We start from the raw sequence: 17,247 nt of genomic DNA on the forward strand, positions 1-17,247 counted from the left end.
AAATGCACTCCACCGACACTGATGCTGACGACCCGCAACTGCCAGGAAAAGATCGTAATTTTGTGACCGCGCTATCGCGCGGTTTAGAGCTGCTGCGCGCCTTTGGCGCGGGTGAAGAGTATTTAGGAAATGCCGAGCTCTCTAACCGTACACGTATCCCCCGCCCGACGGTGTCACGGTTAACCTATACTCTGACGCAATTGGGTTATCTCCAGCACAATACCCATCTGGAGAAGTATCGTCTGGGCCCCGGTGTGTTGGCGCTGGGATATCGCTTTCTCGCCAATATGGGTATTCGTGAAATCGCCCGCCCCCATCTGCAGAAATTCGCCGATGCCACTGACTGCAACGTTAGTCTGGGCGGGGCTGACCGCAGTGATATGGTTTATCTGGAAACTTGCCACGGTCACGGCCCACTCATTATTCGCTTAGATACTGGCTCTCGCCTGCCCATAGCCACGTCCGCCATTGGTCGCGCCTGGCTATGCGGCTTACCAGACGAACGCCGTCAGCAGGTGCTGCAAGAGTTGGCAACCGAGTATGGTGACGACTGGCCACAGTACGAGGCAGGCATTCAACAGAGCCTTAAAGACTATGCGCAGTATGGTTTTTGTCTTTCAGAACAGGATTGGCAGCGCGATATTAGCGCAGTCGCTATGCCGCTGATTCTCGAAGATGGCGCAGAGGTCATGGCCATCAACTGCGGTGGCTCCAGCCTGCGTTTAAATCATGATCGGCTGGTTAATAACCTCGGCCCACGCTTGAAAGAGGTAGCGGAACACATCAAGCAGGAACTAGCCCCCCGGCCTCGGTATCGCGCTGTTAGGTAACATCTCCGCGGGCTACGCGTTTGACAAACTCCCGCGGGTCGCGGGGGTAGTAGCGCTCTGGCTGGCTTTCCAAGTGGGTAAAGTAGCGGGTGTCTTTGTAGGGCATCTTCATGTAACCCGAAACGCCTAGGCCCTCTATTTGGTCTACCGAGGCGAGAATGCGCGCCAGTAGCGTGCGGAACTCGCCCTCTCGAGCGGGATCCAGCAAGCGGTAGTAGCTATGTATTTTTAGGTGCTGGGGCAGCGCCTCGAAAATGATCATACCAGTGTGATGGATGTCGTTAAGCTGTTTTAGTGCCCGCATAATGGCCTCTGGAAGGATGAGTAACTCTTCCGGATCAGGCCCATCTTCAAAATAGCTGTGCTGGCGAGTGCGGTCTTCCAGTTCTGGCATGGCGCTCAATTCATAACCAATGGCCATACCCGTCTCGCTTACAAAGGCGTCATCCGCCGAAGTCCGCTCCAGGTGCAGCGTTTGACGCGCATTGAATAAGCAGCTTTTGAAAACCCCTTGGCGATGAATGGCTCGCGCCAGGTGCACCATATTATTCACCGCCTCGATAAAGGCAGGCTTAAGCGCCGGGTCGTGTAGGTTTAACGACGAGTCGATATACACCCCTTCGCGCTCCCAGCGAACGGCTAAACCGCCGACCACTGGATACTTACCTAAACGGCTAACCGATGCCAAAAAGGCTTTTTCTGTTTCGCCCATGCCCTGCATAAACTGCTTGTAGTAGCGGTCTAGCTGCACATCGTTGACATCATTAAGGGTTTCTTGGGCGTTGGCTTCACGCAGAAAAGCCTTGCGAGAGCTATACACCACAGTATCGATTTCCTGCAGAGCCGGGCGCCCCCATACCGGCACCAGCGGCAATTGCACACCGGTCGGTAGGTCAATCATCACCACTCTGGCCATTTTGGGCATCGCGTGTAGAAAGTAGCCACCAGCGGTGCGCCGCACCTGGGGGTCTGGATCCAGCATGCCATCCAAGGTGCGGGCAAACTCCATGGGTAAACCCAGCGAGCTGGCGGGAATAGCCCGATGGCCAAAGCGACAGGACTGCGCCGATGCCAGCGCATACAACGTGCCCGCCACGCCCTGCTCATCAAAGCGCGGGGATGACAGCGCGCCGTTTAACTGCTCTTCACCGATAAAGTAGACATCGCCCAAGCGGGCGTTAGTTTGTTGTAAGTTGTCCGACATCAGCTCCATCACATTGGCGCCCACAAACTGCAGCTGCGCATCGAGCTGGGCAAATACCGATGAGCCCCAGTCGATCAATGCAATGGACTCGTGCTCAGGGTCAAAGACTAAATTGGAGGGTTTAATATCGCCATGCACCACTGACCGCGCCTGGGGGCCTGACTCGCGGCGTAGAGCGACCAGTATATCGGCCAACTGCCCCGCGATACGCATGATCAAGCGCGGTGATAGACGCCCTTGCTTAAGTGATACCTGCTCTAAATTCCAGCCGGGGGCGCGCTCCATCACCAGAATGGATTGACCCCGAGAGCGCTGGTAGGCGATTAAACCAGGAATTCGCGGGTGCGAGACCTGATCGAGCATAAACGCTTCTTCTTCGAGGCGCTCTTGCAAATGGGCGGGTAACGTAATACGCGAAAACTTAAACACGTAATGGGCGGTCGTGCCTTTATGCGGCGCACTGCCTGCAAATACAAAGCCGTAAGCCCCTTTACCGATTAACTCGATGCCTTGATACCCCAACTGGGTGAGCTGCGCCTGGCACAGCGCCACCCAATCTTTAAGCTTGCGGGCATCGTGATGACTCAGCAGGTAGACCGACTGCTCTTCGGGTATATAAAATTGCTGAAGCGGCGCCTGAGATATCATCTATGTTCCAACAGCTTATTCCAAGGGCTCTTCTAATGGCTTTTTCAAGGGCTAGGCCAAATGCAGCAGCATGCTGTCCGGCGCCTCTAGAAAGCCCTTCCAGGCATTACAGAAGCGCGCGATAGTCCCACCGTCGATAAAGCGGTGATCGCCCGCCCAGGTAATCGTCATAATCGCGCGGCGCTGCACGACACCCTGTTCATCAAAGCGCGGCAGCCACTGGGTTTTACCCATCGCCACAATCGCCGCTTCCGGGGCGTTAATGATCGGCGCGGCGTAGGTACCGCCCAACGCACCAATATTAGAAATACTGATGGTGCCGCCTTTAAGATCCGCCTGATCAACTCGCCCTTCCCGTGCCGAGGTGGTTAGCCGCCCGACCTCTCGAGCAATCTCTAGCAGCGTTAAGCGCTCAACGTTTTTAACATTGGGCACCATCAGGCCCGCTTTACTATCCACCGCCATACCGATATTGCACTGGGGGTAGTAGTGCAGTTCGCTGCCCGCCGCATTTAGCTGGGCATTAACAATGGGCTCTTCGGCTACCGCTAGCGCCATGGCTTTCATAAAAAATGGCATTAGCGTTAGCCGCTCGCCCTGAGCCTCTGCCAATGGCTTTAAGCGCTCACGTAGTGCCAGCAGTGCGGTAACGTCGATCTCTTCACCATAGTGGAAATGAGGAATAGTGCTGGCCGCTTCCACCATACGTTTGGCCATCACCGCCCGAATGCCGCGCAGTGGCTCCACCCTGGGCGCCTGGGTGTCGGCTTGGGTTTTAACGGCTGCTTGGCTGGATGGGGTCGCTGTTTGCGATGCTTGATCCAGATGCGCCAGCACATCTTCTTTGAGTACCCGGCCATCTTTGCCACTGCCGGAGATATCCGTCAATTGCAGCGCATGCTCGCGCACCAAGCGTCGTACGGCAGGGCTGGCGGGAACCTTGTTATACAAGCGGCCAGCAGCAACGCCGGCGGCAGTGGGAGAACCAGACGCCATCGGTGCTTCTGACGCCTGCTCTTTGGGCTCTGCATTGGTGTCCGGTTGTGCAACGTCTAACTTGCTCTCAGTCTCGCTATTCCCATCCACTTGATAGGCATACAGCGGCGCATGCACTTTGGCGATTTGCCCCTGAGCCACATACAGCTTGGTCACAACACCGGCTTCGGGTGCGGTAATCTCCACCAGCGCCTTATCGGTCATGACTTCAACGATAGGCTGGTCTTCTTCAATTTGATCGCCTTCAGCGACGCGCCACTCGACCACTTCGCACTCGACGATGCCTTCGCCAATATCCGGCAGTAAAAAATCACTCATTGTTTTTCTCCCCATGCGCACTTAGGCATTGTTAGCCACTAAAAGTTGACGCTTTCGCGAATCGCTTCAAAAATCTTCAGGTGATCAGGCAAATACTCTTTTTCCAACACCAGTGGAAAAGGCGTATCCAGCCCTGTCACCCGGGCAATGGGCGATTCTAGGTAGAGAAAACAACGCTCTTGAATAGTGGCGGCAATTTCACCGGCAAAGCCGCCGGTTAATGGCGCTTCATGACTCACGACGAGTCGGCCAGTTTTTAGCACCGACTCAGCCACCGTGTCAGCATCCCATGGTAGCAGCGAGCGTAAATCAATGACTTCACAGGCAATGCCCTGCTCTTCGGCTAACTCAACCGCTTTGCCGATCACCTCCATCTGCGCGCCCCAGCCCACCACGGTAATATCCGTGCCCTCTTTGGTAATTTCGGCTTCGCCAATGGGTAGCTGGTAATCCTCTTCGGGAACCTCGCCTACCGCAGCGCGATAGAGGCGTTTAGGCTCCAGAAATAGCACTGGGTCTGGATCACGAATAGCGGCGAGCAGCAGTCCTTTAGCCTGATAAGGATTGCGCGGCACTACCACTTTCAGGCCCGGCGTATGGGTGAAATAGGCTTCGGGGGATTGGGAGTGATAAAGGCCGCCAGCAATACCGCCACCGTACGGGGTACGAATAGTTAGTCCGCCTACATTAAACAGATCACCGGAGCGATAGCGAAATTTTGCGGTTTCGTTAACGATTTGGTCAAAGGCGGGGAAGATATAGTCGGCAAATTGAATTTCAGCTACAGGTACCGAGCCCTGGGCCGCCAAGCCGTTGGCAAAACCGATAATACCCTGCTCGACCAGCGGGGTATTAAAGCAGCGCGCTTTGCCGTACTTCTCCTGCAGGTGGCTGGTGGCACGGAATACACCGCCAAAAATACCCACGTCTTCACCAAAGCAGATAACTTTCTCATCTTCTGCCATGGCGATATCCAGGGCGTTATTAATCGCCTGGAGCATGTTCATAGTGGCCATGTTACGCCTCTCCCTGGGTATCAGTATCGGTACCTACATCCAAGTCCAACGACTTTGCACCACGAGGATAAGCCTCAGGATAGCGGCGGATATGGCGTTTCAACTGATCGAATTGGCGTTGCAGCGCCGGGGTAATATCGGCATACACATCGCTGATCAGGCTCTCCAGCGGCGGCGAAGAGCGTTTTTCAGCACGCTTCATGGTTTCCAGCACTTCACGGCGAAGGGTTTCCTGCTGGGAAGCCTCCTCCTCTTCGCTCCACCACTGTTTCTTCAACAGCCACTTTTGCAGACGCAGCAGGGGATCTTTCGCGCGCCAAATTTCTTCTTCGTCTTTTGAGCGATAGCCAGAGGGGTCATCAGAAGATGAGTGCGCGGCTAAACGGTAGCTCATGGCCTCAATCAATACCGGCTGGTTGCGCTCAACAGCAATCTTGCGCGCCTGACGCGTCGCTTCATAGACCGCCAGCACATCATTGCCGTCGACCCGAATCACGTGCATATGGTAGCCAAAGGCACGCGGGGCAATGCCGTCGGCGGCGAACTGCTCGACGGCAGGCGTGGAAATGGCATAGCCATTGTTACGGCAGAAGAAAATCACCGGCACCTGATGCACCGAGGCCATATTCAGCGCGGCGTGGAAATCGCCTTCCGAGGCAGCGCCTTCACCAAAAAAGGTTAGCGTGCAGTGGCCATTACCGGCGAGTTTTTGGCCATAAGCGTAGCCCGTCGCTTGGGGAATTTGGGTGGCTAAGGGGGATGAAATGGTCATGTAATGCAGCTTGCGCGAGCCGTAGTGAATCGGCATTTGGCGACCTTTGCCATAGTCCAACTCGTTGCCAAACAGCTGATTCATAAACTCGTCGATGGAGAAGCCGCGATACATCAGAGCACCCTGCTCGCGGTACTGCGCCATAATCATATCGGCGTCATTAAGCGCTGCAGTGGCACCCACCACAGCGGCCTCTTCACCGGTACACTGCATGTAGAAGCTTAACCGCCCTTGGCGCTGAGCCGCCATCATCCGCTCATCCAGGATCCGCGTGGCCAGCATCGCCTGATAGATACGCCGGGCGTGATCACGCTCAAGCACCGGTTCGGCAGCACCGCTATGCAGTTCGCCCTCCGGATTAAGCAGGCTAAAGGTAGCAATCGAAAATTCGTCGCCGGTCATAAAGTCCGGCTGGTGTACATACTGTGTCATCATTATTGTCCTTGTTTCACCCCTTTTGAGGGCAGTGTTGTTGGTATTGACCGTTTATGCCAGTGGATTTATCTGTCATAGGCCAACGCAACATCTAGCGACCACAACGTTTAGGACAATAACGCAGCACAAGGACTTTAGGGATGCTACTTAAGACGCAGAGAGGCGGGAACGTAGTTGACACTGCAGCAGTTCAAACAGGCTATCAATCGCCAGGGCCAACAAGGCAATGACCAGCGCCCCTTGAACTACATAAGCCATATTGCCGTTGACGATACCGGAGATAATGGGGTCACCTAGATTACTGGCTCCCACAGTAGCCCCTAAAGCAGCAGTGGCAATATTGATGGTCACCGAGGTACGGATGCCCGCTAAAATAACCGGTGCTGCCAACGGTAGTTCGACTTGGCGTAGGATTTGTGTCGGCGTCATACCCATAGCATGAGCCGCCTTTTTAATATCGCCCTCGACGCCCTGTAGACCAGCAAGGGTATTGCGCACAATAGGCAGCAGCCCATAAAGCATCAGAGCAACGATTATCGGCAAAGTGCCGAACCCCAGTACGGGTACCGCCAATGCCAGGACAGCCACGGGAGGAAACGTTTGCCCTAGCGATGCCAGCTGAGCCACCAACGGTAGAAAATCACTGCCGCGTTGGCGCGTAACGGCAATGCCAGCTAACACGCCAACCACAATCGTCACGATCGCCGCAATTCCCACCACTAACAGGTGGCGACCTAGCAGCACATAAAAATCAGCGCGGTCGTAAACCACCTGCCGGGCATCGGGTTCTATCCAATGAAACAGCGGCTCAGCGGTGGGCATCCCCTCCACGCTAACCACAAGCAGCATCATCCACACTAATGGCCAACGCCATTGAGGTGCCTGTTTGCGCGCTTGCACAGCGTCTAGCGCGTTACTCACTTACGCTTCCTTTGTCCAACTGAGCCTCTTTGATAATCCTGCGCAGCGACAGCGCGCCGACCGGCACATCGTGCTGGTCGACGACGGTCAGCCGGTCAGTATGATCACGCAGCATCATGGAGAGCGCCTGGCGCAGCGAAAAATCCGCCGGTATGCGTGACTGCGCGGGCAAGGTTGGCCCCATGGAGGTCATGTGATGTTGAACGCGCGTTAGAGCGGCCTGCTTGAGGCCGCGTTCAAGGCCACCCAGCATTGACTCAACAAAGGGGTCGGCAGGATGTTGTAGTAGCGCCAGCGGTGATCCTTGTTGGACGATTTGGCCTTCACGCATAACAACGAGATGATCAGCCAGCTTAAGGGCTTCATCCATATCGTGGGTCACAAACACCACGGTTTTATGTAGCCGCGCCTGTAGCTTGGCCAGCTCATCTTGTAGCTTTTCACGCGTAATAGGGTCGAGTGCGCCAAAGGGTTCGTCCATCAGCAAAATATCTGGATCTGCCGCCAATGCACGCGCAACGCCCACTCGCTGGGCTTGCCCCCCAGAAAGCTGGTGAGGATATTTGTGCGCGAACTCCTCCATCGGCAAGCCGAGCAGATCCATTAACTCTTCCACTCGCGCCTGAGCATCCACCGCCGACCACTTCAACAAGCGCGGCACGAGCCCAATATTGCGGGCTACATTCCAGTGGGGAAATAGCCCGGTGTGTTGAATGACGTAACCAATTCGACGCCGCAGCTTTACCGGGTCATATGCCTCAATCGCCTGCCCATCGAGAATGATGTCACCTTCGCTATGCTCAATTAGACGATTGATCATACGTAGCGTGGTTGATTTACCGCAGCCTGAAGTACCGACTAACGCACAAAACTTGCCCTTCGGCACACGTAGTGAAATATCATTCACGGCGGTTTCGTCACCAAACCGCTTGGATACGTGGGAAAGCTCAATCATTGTGCTCCTCCATGGCGCAGCGCTTCGGCTAACGCACCTAAGCTTGCATCCACCACTAGAGCCAGCACTAAAATAGGCAACGCACCGAGCAAAACCATGTCCATAGCGGCCTGACCTAAACCTTGAAAAATAAACGTCCCCAGCCCACCGGCACCAATCAAGGCAGCAACAGCGGTAAGCCCAATGGCCTGGACAGTGGTAATCCGCACGCCTTCCAGCAGCACCGGTAGCGCCAGCGGTAACCGCACTTGCCAAAACCGCTGCCCGGCACGCATGCCCATTCCTTTGGCGGCTTCTAAGGTATCAGGACTCACTTGTTCTAGCGCGGTATAGGTATTGCGTACAATGGGAAGCAAGCTGTAGGCAATCAGAGCAATTAGCGCAGGTGCGGTACCAATACCGCTAACGCCTAGTTGCGCTAAAAACGGCACGCTGGTGGCCAACCAGGCAAGCGGCGCCAATAGCAGACCAAATAGTGCCAGGCTAGGAATTGTTTGTAGAAAATTGAGTAGCGCAAAAGCACCTTTTTGTAGCCGGGCATGGCGGCGCATCAACATAGCCAGCGCCATCCCAAGCACAATACTGATACCAACAACGAGGCTTACCAGCTTTATGTGTTGCACGACGGCACTTAGAAACTGTTGATCACGCGCTCTAAACTCTTGAACAAGCGCGAGCGTCTCCAGCCCAAAAGCCGCACATAGCCACCACACCAGCGCGACACCACACAGCAACAACGTGGGCCATATCCGCGTAAGGTTTAAACGCAAACGCAGCTCTACTAAGCACAGCAGCAGCACAAAAAGCACTACCCAATACGCCGCGCCTAAGCCTAAACGCGCCTGGGGCAACTCAGAGTCAATCAGTAAGTAACTGCTCGCCATCAACCCCACTGGCATCAGCGCCATTATGACCACCACTGCCGCTAGTAGCGCCCGGTAGTGACGATGGCTCGGTTGCCAAGCGAGAATACCGATGCAAGAGAGCAGTAGGGTCACCAATAGCGCGCCGGGCCAACCAAAAGCCTCCAATGCGCCATGCCCCGTCCCCGACACAATCCGGTTCGGGGCCACGCTAACCACATCAAATACCCAAAACGCGACCAGCATGATAAGGCTAAGGCTAATAAGCACAACGTTAGAGCGCCGTCCCTCCCAACGAAGCCGCGGAGTAGGCAGTGCATCCATTAACGACATCAACTAATTATCCCGCGCACCGAAGATTAGTTATCAAGCGCATCGAGGTAGTCGCTGGCCACTTGGGATGGCGACAAGCCATTAACGGCGACATCGGTATTGAGCGTTTGCAGGGTGACCGAATCGAGAGTGGTAAACACCTCATTGAGCAGCGCTTCCATTTCTGGGTACGTTTCCAGTACGCTTTCACGCACCACGGGAGCAGGCTGATACACCGGCTGAACGCCCTTAGTGTCTTCCAGTACGACCAACCCCAGCGCAGTTAAGCCACCGTCCGTGCCATAGGTCATGGCGCCATTAACGCCGCTGGTCTGCTGAGCGGCAGCCCGCATGGTGGCGGCGGTATTACCACCGGAGAGCACCAACAGTTGATCATCGCTGAGCTCAAAACCGTAGGCTTGTTGGAACGCAGGCAGTGCTTGGGCAGATTCGACAAACTCAGCGCTTGCCGCAAATTTAAACTCGCCATCGTCTTCCAGATAGACCGCGAGGTCTTCCAGACTCACTAATCCGTGCTCTTCAGCAACGTCTTCCCGAATACTCATTGCCCAGGTGTTATTAGCGCTGGCGGGCTGTAGCCATACTAAGCCTTGCTCGGCATCACGCTCGCGCACGGTCTCGTAAGCTTCATCAGCATTGTTCCATACCGAGCTATCGGTCATATCAAAAAAGAACGCGCCATTACCCGTGTACTCTGGATACAGGTCAATCTCACCCGCTTCTATAGCCGAGCGAACCACGCTAGTGCCACCCAGCTGTAAACGGTTTTCAGTGGCAATATCGTGGCGTTCCAGGGTTTGAATAATCAGCTCGCCCAGCACCGACCCTTCCGTGTCGATTTTGGATGACACTACCACGGGCTCATTGGCACTGACCTGGGAAAGAGAGATAGCAGATACGGCACAGGCAGCGATTAGGGGCTTTGCAATTAAAGATTTAGCTGAAAAACGCATCTTAGAGTTCCTTTTACGTTGGCGTTATCGCCTTAGGCGCTTAATGAGTTTAAGAGCCCAAGGCGTGTTTCTATAGAGCTTCAGCGTTTAAGTTAGCGCATAAGCTGCCAACGAGTGATTAAGGTTCTTTATTAAGGTACTTCAAACACCCAGGACGTGCCCTCTCGGGAATCTTTCAGAATAATCCCCATTGCAGCAAGCTCATCGCGAACCGCATCCGCCTGAGCAAAGTTTTTACTTGCCTTAGCCTCGATACGCTGGGCGATTTTCGCTTCGATCTCGCTCTCGCTAAGCGGTATGCCTTGCTGCTGACTGCCTTTTAAGAACGTTTGCGGTGCCTGCTGAAGAAGCCCCAAAATAGCCCCTAGTTGCTTTAACTCACACGCCAGCTTGGCGGCGTCACCAGGCTGCTCTTGCTTGGCGCGATTGAGTTCGCGGGCCAATTCAAACAGCACTGCCAGCGCTTCCGGGGTGTTGAAATCATCATCCATTACCTGGGTAAAACGCTCACGATATGCCGCAGCGTTAGCGCTTCCATCCTCCGGCTCAACCCCTTCCAACGCGGTATACAAACGCGTAAGCGATTTACGCGCCTCGGTCAGTGAATCGACCGAGTAGTTAATCGGGCTACGGTAATGGCTGGCCACCAGCAGAAAACGCACTACTTCTGGGTCGTGCTCGGCCAGTACGTCGCGGATGGTGAAAAAGTTGCCCAGGGACTTGGACATCTTCTCCTGATTCACCCGCACGGCGCCGGCATGCATCCAGGTATTCACGTAGGTTTTGCCCGTGGCCGCTTCACTTTGCGCAATCTCATTTTCATGGTGCGGAAAGGTTAAATCCGGCCCACCACCATGAATATCAAAGGTATCACCTAAGCAGCAGGTCGACATTGCCGAACACTCGATATGCCAGCCTGGGCGGCCGTTACCCCAAGGTGACGCCCAGTGCGCCTCCCCTGGTTTAGCGGCTTTCCAGAGCACAAAATCGAGCGGGTCTTCTTTATGAACATCCACATCAACCCGGCTACCTGCGCGCATATCGTCAAGCTGGCGATTATTGAGCTTGCCGTAATCGGCAAATTTACGTACCCGGTAGTAGACGTCGCCGTTATCTGCCGCGTAAGCAAAGCCTTTCTCAATCAGCGTTTCAATCATCGCCACAATATCGTCGATATGGCCGGTGGCACGAGGTTCATGACTGGGCGGCAAAACAAACAGACGCTGCTCGTCTTCGTGCATGGCGTTAATCATACGCTCAGTCAGCGCGGTGATACTTTCACCATTCTCGTCGGCACGCTTGAGGATCTTGTCGTCAATATCGGTAATGTTGCGCACGTAGTTAACGTCGTAGCCGCGTTCACGAAAATAGCGGGTGATAACGTCAAAAGCAACCATGACGCGGGCATGCCCCAGGTGGCAGTAGTCATATACCGTCATGCCGCAGACATACATGCTCACTTTTCCCGCTTCAAGCGGGGTAAAAGGTTCTTTGCGACGCGTCAGCGTATTGTAAATATGCATATGGCTATCCATGTTTTTTCTGGGCATTAGCCCTTCTGCTTGATTTTAGCCCAGCTGTCTTTTAAGCCTACGGTACGGTTAAACACCAAGTGCTCTGGTGTAGAGTCATGGCGATCCGCACAGAAGTAGCCGACGCGCTCAAACTGGAAGCGTGACTCAGGCGTCGCCTCGGCAAGGCTAGGCTCACCAACTGCCTGGCAAACGAGCAAAGACTGCGGATTCAGATGCTCCAGAAAATCGACGTCTTTGTCGCGGTCGGGCTGTTCAACGGTGAACAGGTTGTCGTACAGGCGCACCTCAATCGGCACGCCGTGAGCGGCACTGACCCAATGAATAACGCCTTTGACCTTGCGCCCTTCGGGGTTTTTGCCCAGCGTATCGAAATCCACCGAGCAGTGCAGCTCGCTGATTTCTCCGGCAGTGTCTTTGATCACCTCGTCGCAGCGAATCACGTAGCTATTGCGCAGGCGTACTTCTTTACCTGGCGCCAGGCGGAAGAATTTTTTGGGCGCATCTTCCATAAAGTCGTCTTGATCGATATACAGCTCGCGACTAAACGGCACCTTGCGCACCGTCATATCCTCACGGGCGGGGTGGCCCGCCACTTCGTACACCTCTTCGTGGTCTTCCGGCACGTTGGTGAGCACGATTTTTAACGGCTTTAACACACACATGGCGCGGGGCGCGTTGTCTTCAAGATCCGAGCGAATAGCGTGGGTCAGCATGGCAATATCGACCAGGCCACCGTCAGCGCGGGTGACACCAATCATCTCGCAGAATTTACGAATCGACGCTGGCGTGTAGCCACGGCGACGCATGCCGGAGATCGTTGGCATACGCGGATCATCCCAACCACCAACGATTTGCTCATCAACTAGCAGCTTCAGTTTGCGCTTGGAGGTCAGCGTATAATCGAGATTCAGCCGCGCGAACTCAATCTGGCGCGGTTTTGCCGGTACCGGCAGATTATTCAAGAACCACTCGTACAACGGGCGGTGATCTTCAAACTCCAGCGTACAGATCGAGTGGGTAATCCCCTCAATGGCGTCTGATTGTCCGTGGGTAAAGTCGTAAGAGGGGTAGATTTTCCACTTATCACCGGTTTGATGATGGCTGGCGTGGCGAATGCGATAAATAATCGGGTCGCGTAGATTGATATTGGGTGAAGCCATATCAATCTTGGCGCGTACCACTTTTTCACTTTCGCCAAACTCACCCTCACGCATGCGCGCCAGCAAATCCAGGTTCTCTTCGGCGCTGCGCTCGCGATAGGGGCTGGGTTTACCCGGCGCTGTCAGGGTGCCGCGATACTCACGGATTTCATCCGGCGACAGGTCGTCGACATAGGCTTTGCCTTCACGCATTAAGTGCTGCGCCCAGGCGTAAAGCTGGTCGAAGTAGTCGGAGGCAAAGCGTACTGGTCCTGCCCACTCAAAACCTAGCCAACTGACGTCCTCTTTGATCGCATCGATGTAGGCCTGCTCTTCTTTGGCCGGGTTGGTGTCGTCAAAGCGCAGATGACACTCGCCACCCAGTTGCTTCGCCAACCCGAAATTTAGACAGATCGACTTCGCATGGCCGATATGCAGAAAGCCATTGGGCTCCGGGGGGAAGCGCGTCACGATTTTAGTGACCTGGCCGCCCTCGATTTCGTCGCGTACTTGGTTGCGAATGAAGTTCGGCGCTGGGGTGGTCTCGTTGGTCATGATGGTGTTGATAACCTCGTGGTGGATGGCGTACTGAACCGTGAAGGCATGCTGTGAAAACATAGGATACGCCTATGGCCCTTCGCGGTGCAGGACAAAACCGCTATTATAACGTGACGCCGATGCACAGCGCCAAGGCGAACGCCGTTATTGAACAGGAATTTATCTATGATCGTATTACAGACCAACCATGGTGACATCACCATCGCCCTTAACCACGAGAAAGCGCCGCTTAGTGCAGCGAATTTTGAGCAGTACGTTCGCGACGGATTTTACGACGGCACCCTGTTTCACCGCGTCATCGATGGTTTTATGGTTCAAGGCGGCGGTTTCGATAAAGATTTCGAGCAAAAGCCGACCCGTGACCCTATCGACAACGAAGCTGACAATGGCTTGAAAAACACCATTGGCACGCTGGCAATGGCTCGCACCCAAGACCCACACTCGGCGACTGCGCAATTTTTCGTTAATGTGGGCGACAATAGCTTTCTGGATCACAGCGGCAAAAGCCTGCAAGGCTGGGGCTATGCGGTCTTTGGCGAAGTCGTTAACGGCATGGATGTGGTCAACGAGATTAAAAACGTAGCCACGACCCGCCGCGGCATGCACGCCGACGTGCCCTCTGAAGATGTCATTATCGAGCGCGCGTTCGTCAAAGACGCAGAATAACGCCGGGAGCCTTATGCGCACACTGCTTGTTGCCGATCTTCACCTGAGTAGCGATACCCCAGAAATCAACCAGGGGTTTTACCGCTATTTAGAGCACACCGCTCCAGGAGCCGACGCGCTGTATATTCTTGGTGATCTTTTTGATGCCTGGATTGGCGATGATCTACTCGATGCCAATACGCACCCACTTTGCGGTGTTGCCCAAGAGGTTATCAAGCGTTTACGCAAACTTAGCAGCGATGGCACCGCTGTGTATTTAATGCATGGCAACCGCGACTTCCTGCTCGGCGAACGCTTTATCAATGCCTGTCAGGCGTTTTTACTCCCCGATACTGAGGAAGTGGAAATTCAGGGCGTACCCGTCGTGCTACTGCACGGCGATAGTATGTGCACTCAGGATGAAGCCTATATGGCTTTTCGCCAGCAGTCGCGCAACCCTGAATGGCAAGCACAGATGCTCGCCTTACCATTGGAGCAGCGCGTAGCGCTTGCCCAAAGTTTGCGCGCGCAATCGGGTGAGGCCAATGCTAATAAGGCTGAAGCGATTATGGATGTCACCCAACAAGAGGTCGTTACACTGATGGAGCGCTACGGCGTTTCCACCATGATTCATGGTCACACCCACCGGCCGCACGTACATGACCTAACGGTAGAAGACGTACCTGCCAAACGCTATGTATTAGGCGATTGGGACGCCCAGCACGGCTGGGATATCGTCATCGAGCGTTCAGATCACACGGCGCCCAGGTTACGGCAGTTTTCACTAACTGCTTTGCCTGAAGCTTAAGCATATTTTTCTCGCATAGAAAAGCCGATCGTGAGATCGGCTTTTTTTAGGTCTTGCGGTGTTTAACTCAAGCTTAAGCGACCTTATCGCTCAATGTCTGCACTGCTGTGCAGGTCGTCAATTAACCCCTGAAGTACCGATTGGGCACGCAACTGCTCGGCCATTTGAGAAACAAACGTTTCCATTTCCTCGTTGACCTCACCGTCGGTGACACTATGCAAAGCGACTAAGGCCACGCCTTGCGGAAGTTCAACGGCCCGATAGACGCTTTCACCCTCTTCAGGACGCGACATACGGAAAGCTTCCTGCACAATCAGCTGAGGCACAGTGGAATCCGCTTGGCGACTAATATCGTTAGCTTCTAACCAATTGAGGTCAACCGTTTGATCGCCCTGCAGCTCCTCAATCAGTACTTGCGCTTCTTCACGCAGCGCTTGTTGCTGCTGCTCAGCGGCCACTGAAATTTCCACTTCCTCACGCACTTCAGCAAGGGGCAACAGCATCGCATCGCGCTGTTCGGCGACCCGCAGCACTAGGCGGCGATCCTGATCCAACTCAATGACTTCGCTGTTGTAGCCTTCCTCCAGCACGTCACTACTAAACGCCGCCGACATTACGCCAGGCTCCGATAACACACCTTCGGCCTCGTCATTGCGAGCAAGCCAATCACTCTCATTGAGTGTTAAGCCAATCTCATCAGCAACGCTTTGCAAATCATCAGCGGCAAAACTTTCGTCTATGAGCTGCTGAACCTGCTGATTAAACTCATCATCAACGTTACGAAGCGCTACTTCGCGCGCCAATTCATCACGCTGCTCCTCAAACGAGGGGCCTTGAATATCCGTCACCTGAATGACGTGGAAAGCGCTATCCAATTCAACCGGTTGAGAAATATCACCCTCTTCCAGGCCGAAAGCAGCTTCATCAAAGGTATCGCCAAAGAAACCACGGCTAATCACGCCAAGATCACCACCCTCTTCTGCGCTGGCAGTGTCATCTGAATAGCGTAGCGCGGTCTCCTCAAACGACTCACCGCTATCTAGCGCCTCGCGAGCGGTATCTGCTACTTCCCGAGCCTCCTCACGTGAGCGCTCATCGCCAAAAGTCACCATGATGTGTGAAACGCGCCGGTCAGCTTCACGGTTTTGCTGGCGCCACGCTTCACGTAATGCCTGCTCGTCAACATCACTGCCTTCAGCCATAGCTTGACGGTCAATCAAAACGTACTCAAGGCGCACCTGCTCGGAACGCTCATAGCGCTCCTGGTGGGTATCATAATAAGCCTGGAGATCGTCCTCGCTAACATCGACATCAGCCTGGACATCGTCGCTATCCAGAATCAGGTACCGAAAACTACGTTGTTGGCGCTGCAGTTCGGCTAGACGCTCTTGCTCACCGGGTAGACTGAAGTCGCTAAAAGCGAGGCCTTGCTGTAAATGCTGACGCTGGATGTCAACGCGTAGCTCTTCACGAAATGATATCGGTGTATAGCCAGCGCCCGCTAAGCGATTACGAAACACCTCAGCCGAAAAATGCCCGTCCTGATCTTGAAACTCAGGCAAGCTGACAATCATTTGATCTAACTGCTCATCAGAAACGCTAAAGCCGCCATCCTCAGTATACTGGGACAGCAACTGCTGAGTGATGAGCTGATCAAGCATATCGCTGCGCAGGGCTCGCTCTTGCTCTGGCGGCACTTGGCCTGAACGTAACGCGCGTTGAACTTCAAGCTCGACCTGCTGACGCATAATCGGCTGTCCGTTGACGCTCGCTACCTCATCCGGATCGCTACCAAAAAGCCCAAATAAAGACTCAATCCCGAAAAGCGCCATGGCCGCAACCATAACACCGATAATAATTTTGGCACCCCAGCTCCTGGAGCCATCTCGAATACTTTGCAGCATGCTAGCCTCAGATAGTCACAGCCAAATACATCGACCCGCTAAATTCTACCAAATAGGGGGCCAGAAAATAACATGGGCGCATCGCCAGTGCGATGCGCCCATTAGGTTACAGCAAACGCGGTCAAATTAGTTGACGGCGTCTTTCAGCGCTTTACCTGCTTTGAAACTGGGTACTTTGGCAGCACTAATCTGAATTGGCTGACCTGTCTGCGGGTTGCGGCCAGTACGCGCAGCACGCTCTTTGATCGCGAAGGTACCAAAACCTACCAGAGATACGCTTTCGCCTTTCTTAAGGCTATCGGTGACAGACTCCACCATGGCATCCAATGCGCGGGTTGCCGCTGCTTTAGGAATATCAGCAGACGCGGCAATAGCTTCAATCAGCTCGGACTTATTCACTCTTCACCCCTTGAC

Annotated in this window: 15 protein-coding genes; 3 read left to right on the forward strand and 12 right to left on the reverse strand. The window is 54.3% G+C overall.

Translation table 11 applies throughout. From position 1 onward, the window contains the following. Positions 1-2 precede the first annotated feature (2 nt). Entirely contained in the window at positions 3-830 is an 828-nt protein-coding gene (locus ACQE2I_RS09530) for an IclR family transcriptional regulator (RefSeq protein ID WP_427027870.1), read from the forward strand. Here ACQE2I_RS09530 and ACQE2I_RS09535 read toward each other — a convergent pair. The 10 genes from ACQE2I_RS09535 to ACQE2I_RS09580 form a co-directional block, all read right to left on the reverse strand. Then, entirely contained in the window at positions 823-2,679 is a 1,857-nt protein-coding gene (locus ACQE2I_RS09535) for a protein kinase family protein (RefSeq protein ID WP_427031421.1), read from the reverse strand. The two genes, ACQE2I_RS09530 and ACQE2I_RS09535, sit on opposite strands and share 8 nt — an antisense overlap. 54 nt (positions 2,680-2,733) lie before the next feature. Continuing rightward, positions 2,734-3,996 carry a 2-oxo acid dehydrogenase subunit E2 gene (locus ACQE2I_RS09540; RefSeq protein WP_427027871.1) on the reverse strand — a complete coding sequence of 421 codons (1,263 nt, stop codon included), beginning with the start codon at positions 3,994-3,996 and terminating at the stop codon, positions 2,734-2,736. A 38-nt stretch (positions 3,997-4,034) separates the two neighbouring features. After that, entirely contained in the window at positions 4,035-5,012 is a 978-nt protein-coding gene (locus ACQE2I_RS09545; protein ID WP_007114321.1) for an alpha-ketoacid dehydrogenase subunit beta, read from the reverse strand. Between the two features lies 1 nt (position 5,013). Then, complete coding sequence (locus tag ACQE2I_RS09550) at positions 5,014-6,216, reverse strand: thiamine pyrophosphate-dependent dehydrogenase E1 component subunit alpha (RefSeq protein ID WP_427027873.1); 1,203 nt, start codon at positions 6,214-6,216, stop codon at positions 5,014-5,016. A gap of 150 nt (positions 6,217-6,366) precedes the next feature. After that, on the reverse strand, positions 6,367-7,071 hold the full coding sequence (locus tag ACQE2I_RS09555; protein WP_427031422.1) for an ABC transporter permease: 705 nt from the start codon (positions 7,069-7,071) through the stop codon (positions 6,367-6,369). 61 nt (positions 7,072-7,132) lie between these two features. Further along, entirely contained in the window at positions 7,133-8,095 is a 963-nt protein-coding gene (locus tag ACQE2I_RS09560; RefSeq protein WP_427027875.1) for an ABC transporter ATP-binding protein, read from the reverse strand. Next, positions 8,092-9,291 carry an ABC transporter permease gene (locus ACQE2I_RS09565; protein ID WP_427027877.1) on the reverse strand — a complete coding sequence of 400 codons (1,200 nt, stop codon included), beginning with the start codon at positions 9,289-9,291 and terminating at the stop codon, positions 8,092-8,094. Before ACQE2I_RS09565 ends, ACQE2I_RS09560 begins: the two co-directional genes overlap by 4 nt. Before the next feature lie 26 nt (positions 9,292-9,317). Beyond that, complete coding sequence (osmF, locus tag ACQE2I_RS09570; RefSeq protein WP_427027879.1) at positions 9,318-10,244, reverse strand: glycine betaine ABC transporter substrate-binding protein OsmF; 927 nt, start codon at positions 10,242-10,244, stop codon at positions 9,318-9,320. A 131-nt stretch (positions 10,245-10,375) separates the two neighbouring features. Further along, complete coding sequence (gene cysS, locus ACQE2I_RS09575) at positions 10,376-11,767, reverse strand: cysteine--tRNA ligase (protein WP_427027881.1); 1,392 nt, start codon at positions 11,765-11,767, stop codon at positions 10,376-10,378. Positions 11,768-11,793: 26 nt separating this feature from the next. Further along, positions 11,794-13,473 (reverse strand): glutamine--tRNA ligase/YqeY domain fusion protein, encoded by a 1,680-nt coding sequence (locus ACQE2I_RS09580; RefSeq protein WP_427031423.1) that lies wholly within the window; start codon positions 13,471-13,473, stop codon positions 11,794-11,796. A 168-nt stretch (positions 13,474-13,641) separates the two neighbouring features. Here ACQE2I_RS09580 and ACQE2I_RS09585 point away from each other — a divergent pair, with 168 nt between their 5' ends. Together ACQE2I_RS09585 and ACQE2I_RS09590 are read left to right on the forward strand one after the other, a co-directional pair. Continuing rightward, entirely contained in the window at positions 13,642-14,142 is a 501-nt protein-coding gene (locus ACQE2I_RS09585) for a peptidylprolyl isomerase (RefSeq protein ID WP_427027883.1), read from the forward strand. Positions 14,143-14,155: 13 nt separating this feature from the next. After that, a complete protein-coding gene (locus ACQE2I_RS09590) occupies positions 14,156-14,929 on the forward strand; it encodes a UDP-2,3-diacylglucosamine diphosphatase (protein ID WP_427027884.1) in 774 nt (257 codons plus the stop codon). An 83-nt stretch (positions 14,930-15,012) separates the two neighbouring features. On the opposite strand, the gene ACQE2I_RS09595 is transcribed toward ACQE2I_RS09590, so the two are convergent. Together ACQE2I_RS09595 and ACQE2I_RS09600 are read right to left on the reverse strand one after the other, a co-directional pair. Beyond that, positions 15,013-16,833 carry a SurA N-terminal domain-containing protein gene (locus tag ACQE2I_RS09595; protein WP_427027886.1) on the reverse strand — a complete coding sequence of 607 codons (1,821 nt, stop codon included), beginning with the start codon at positions 16,831-16,833 and terminating at the stop codon, positions 15,013-15,015. A gap of 126 nt (positions 16,834-16,959) precedes the next feature. Further along, complete coding sequence (locus ACQE2I_RS09600; protein WP_007114333.1) at positions 16,960-17,232, reverse strand: HU family DNA-binding protein; 273 nt, start codon at positions 17,230-17,232, stop codon at positions 16,960-16,962. Positions 17,233-17,247 lie beyond the last annotated feature (15 nt).

Origin of the sequence: Halomonas sp. H2 (assembly GCF_050215315.1) — a bacterium.
Classification (GTDB): Bacteria; Pseudomonadota; Gammaproteobacteria; order Pseudomonadales; family Halomonadaceae; genus Vreelandella.

Coding starts and splice junctions, on each gene's coding strand:
- ACQE2I_RS09530 (WP_427027870.1), top strand. CDS start 3: ATGCACTCCACCGACACTGATGCTGACGACCCGCAACTGCCAGGAAAA.
- ACQE2I_RS09540 (WP_427027871.1), bottom strand. CDS start 3,996: ATGAGTGATTTTTTACTGCCGGATATTGGCGAAGGCATCGTCGAGTGC.
- ACQE2I_RS09545 (WP_007114321.1), bottom strand. CDS start 5,012: ATGGCCACTATGAACATGCTCCAGGCGATTAATAACGCCCTGGATATC.
- ACQE2I_RS09550 (WP_427027873.1), bottom strand. CDS start 6,216: ATGACACAGTATGTACACCAGCCGGACTTTATGACCGGCGACGAATTT.
- ACQE2I_RS09555 (WP_427031422.1), bottom strand. CDS start 7,071: ATGATGCTGCTTGTGGTTAGCGTGGAGGGGATGCCCACCGCTGAGCCG.
- ACQE2I_RS09560 (WP_427027875.1), bottom strand. CDS start 8,095: ATGATTGAGCTTTCCCACGTATCCAAGCGGTTTGGTGACGAAACCGCC.
- ACQE2I_RS09565 (WP_427027877.1), bottom strand. CDS start 9,291: ATGTCGTTAATGGATGCACTGCCTACTCCGCGGCTTCGTTGGGAGGGA.
- osmF (WP_427027879.1), bottom strand. CDS start 10,244: ATGCGTTTTTCAGCTAAATCTTTAATTGCAAAGCCCCTAATCGCTGCC.
- cysS (WP_427027881.1), bottom strand. CDS start 11,767: ATGCATATTTACAATACGCTGACGCGTCGCAAAGAACCTTTTACCCCG.
- ACQE2I_RS09580 (WP_427031423.1), bottom strand. CDS start 13,473: ATGACCAACGAGACCACCCCAGCGCCGAACTTCATTCGCAACCAAGTA.
- ACQE2I_RS09585 (WP_427027883.1), top strand. CDS start 13,642: ATGATCGTATTACAGACCAACCATGGTGACATCACCATCGCCCTTAAC.
- ACQE2I_RS09590 (WP_427027884.1), top strand. CDS start 14,156: ATGCGCACACTGCTTGTTGCCGATCTTCACCTGAGTAGCGATACCCCA.
- ACQE2I_RS09595 (WP_427027886.1), bottom strand. CDS start 16,833: ATGCTGCAAAGTATTCGAGATGGCTCCAGGAGCTGGGGTGCCAAAATT.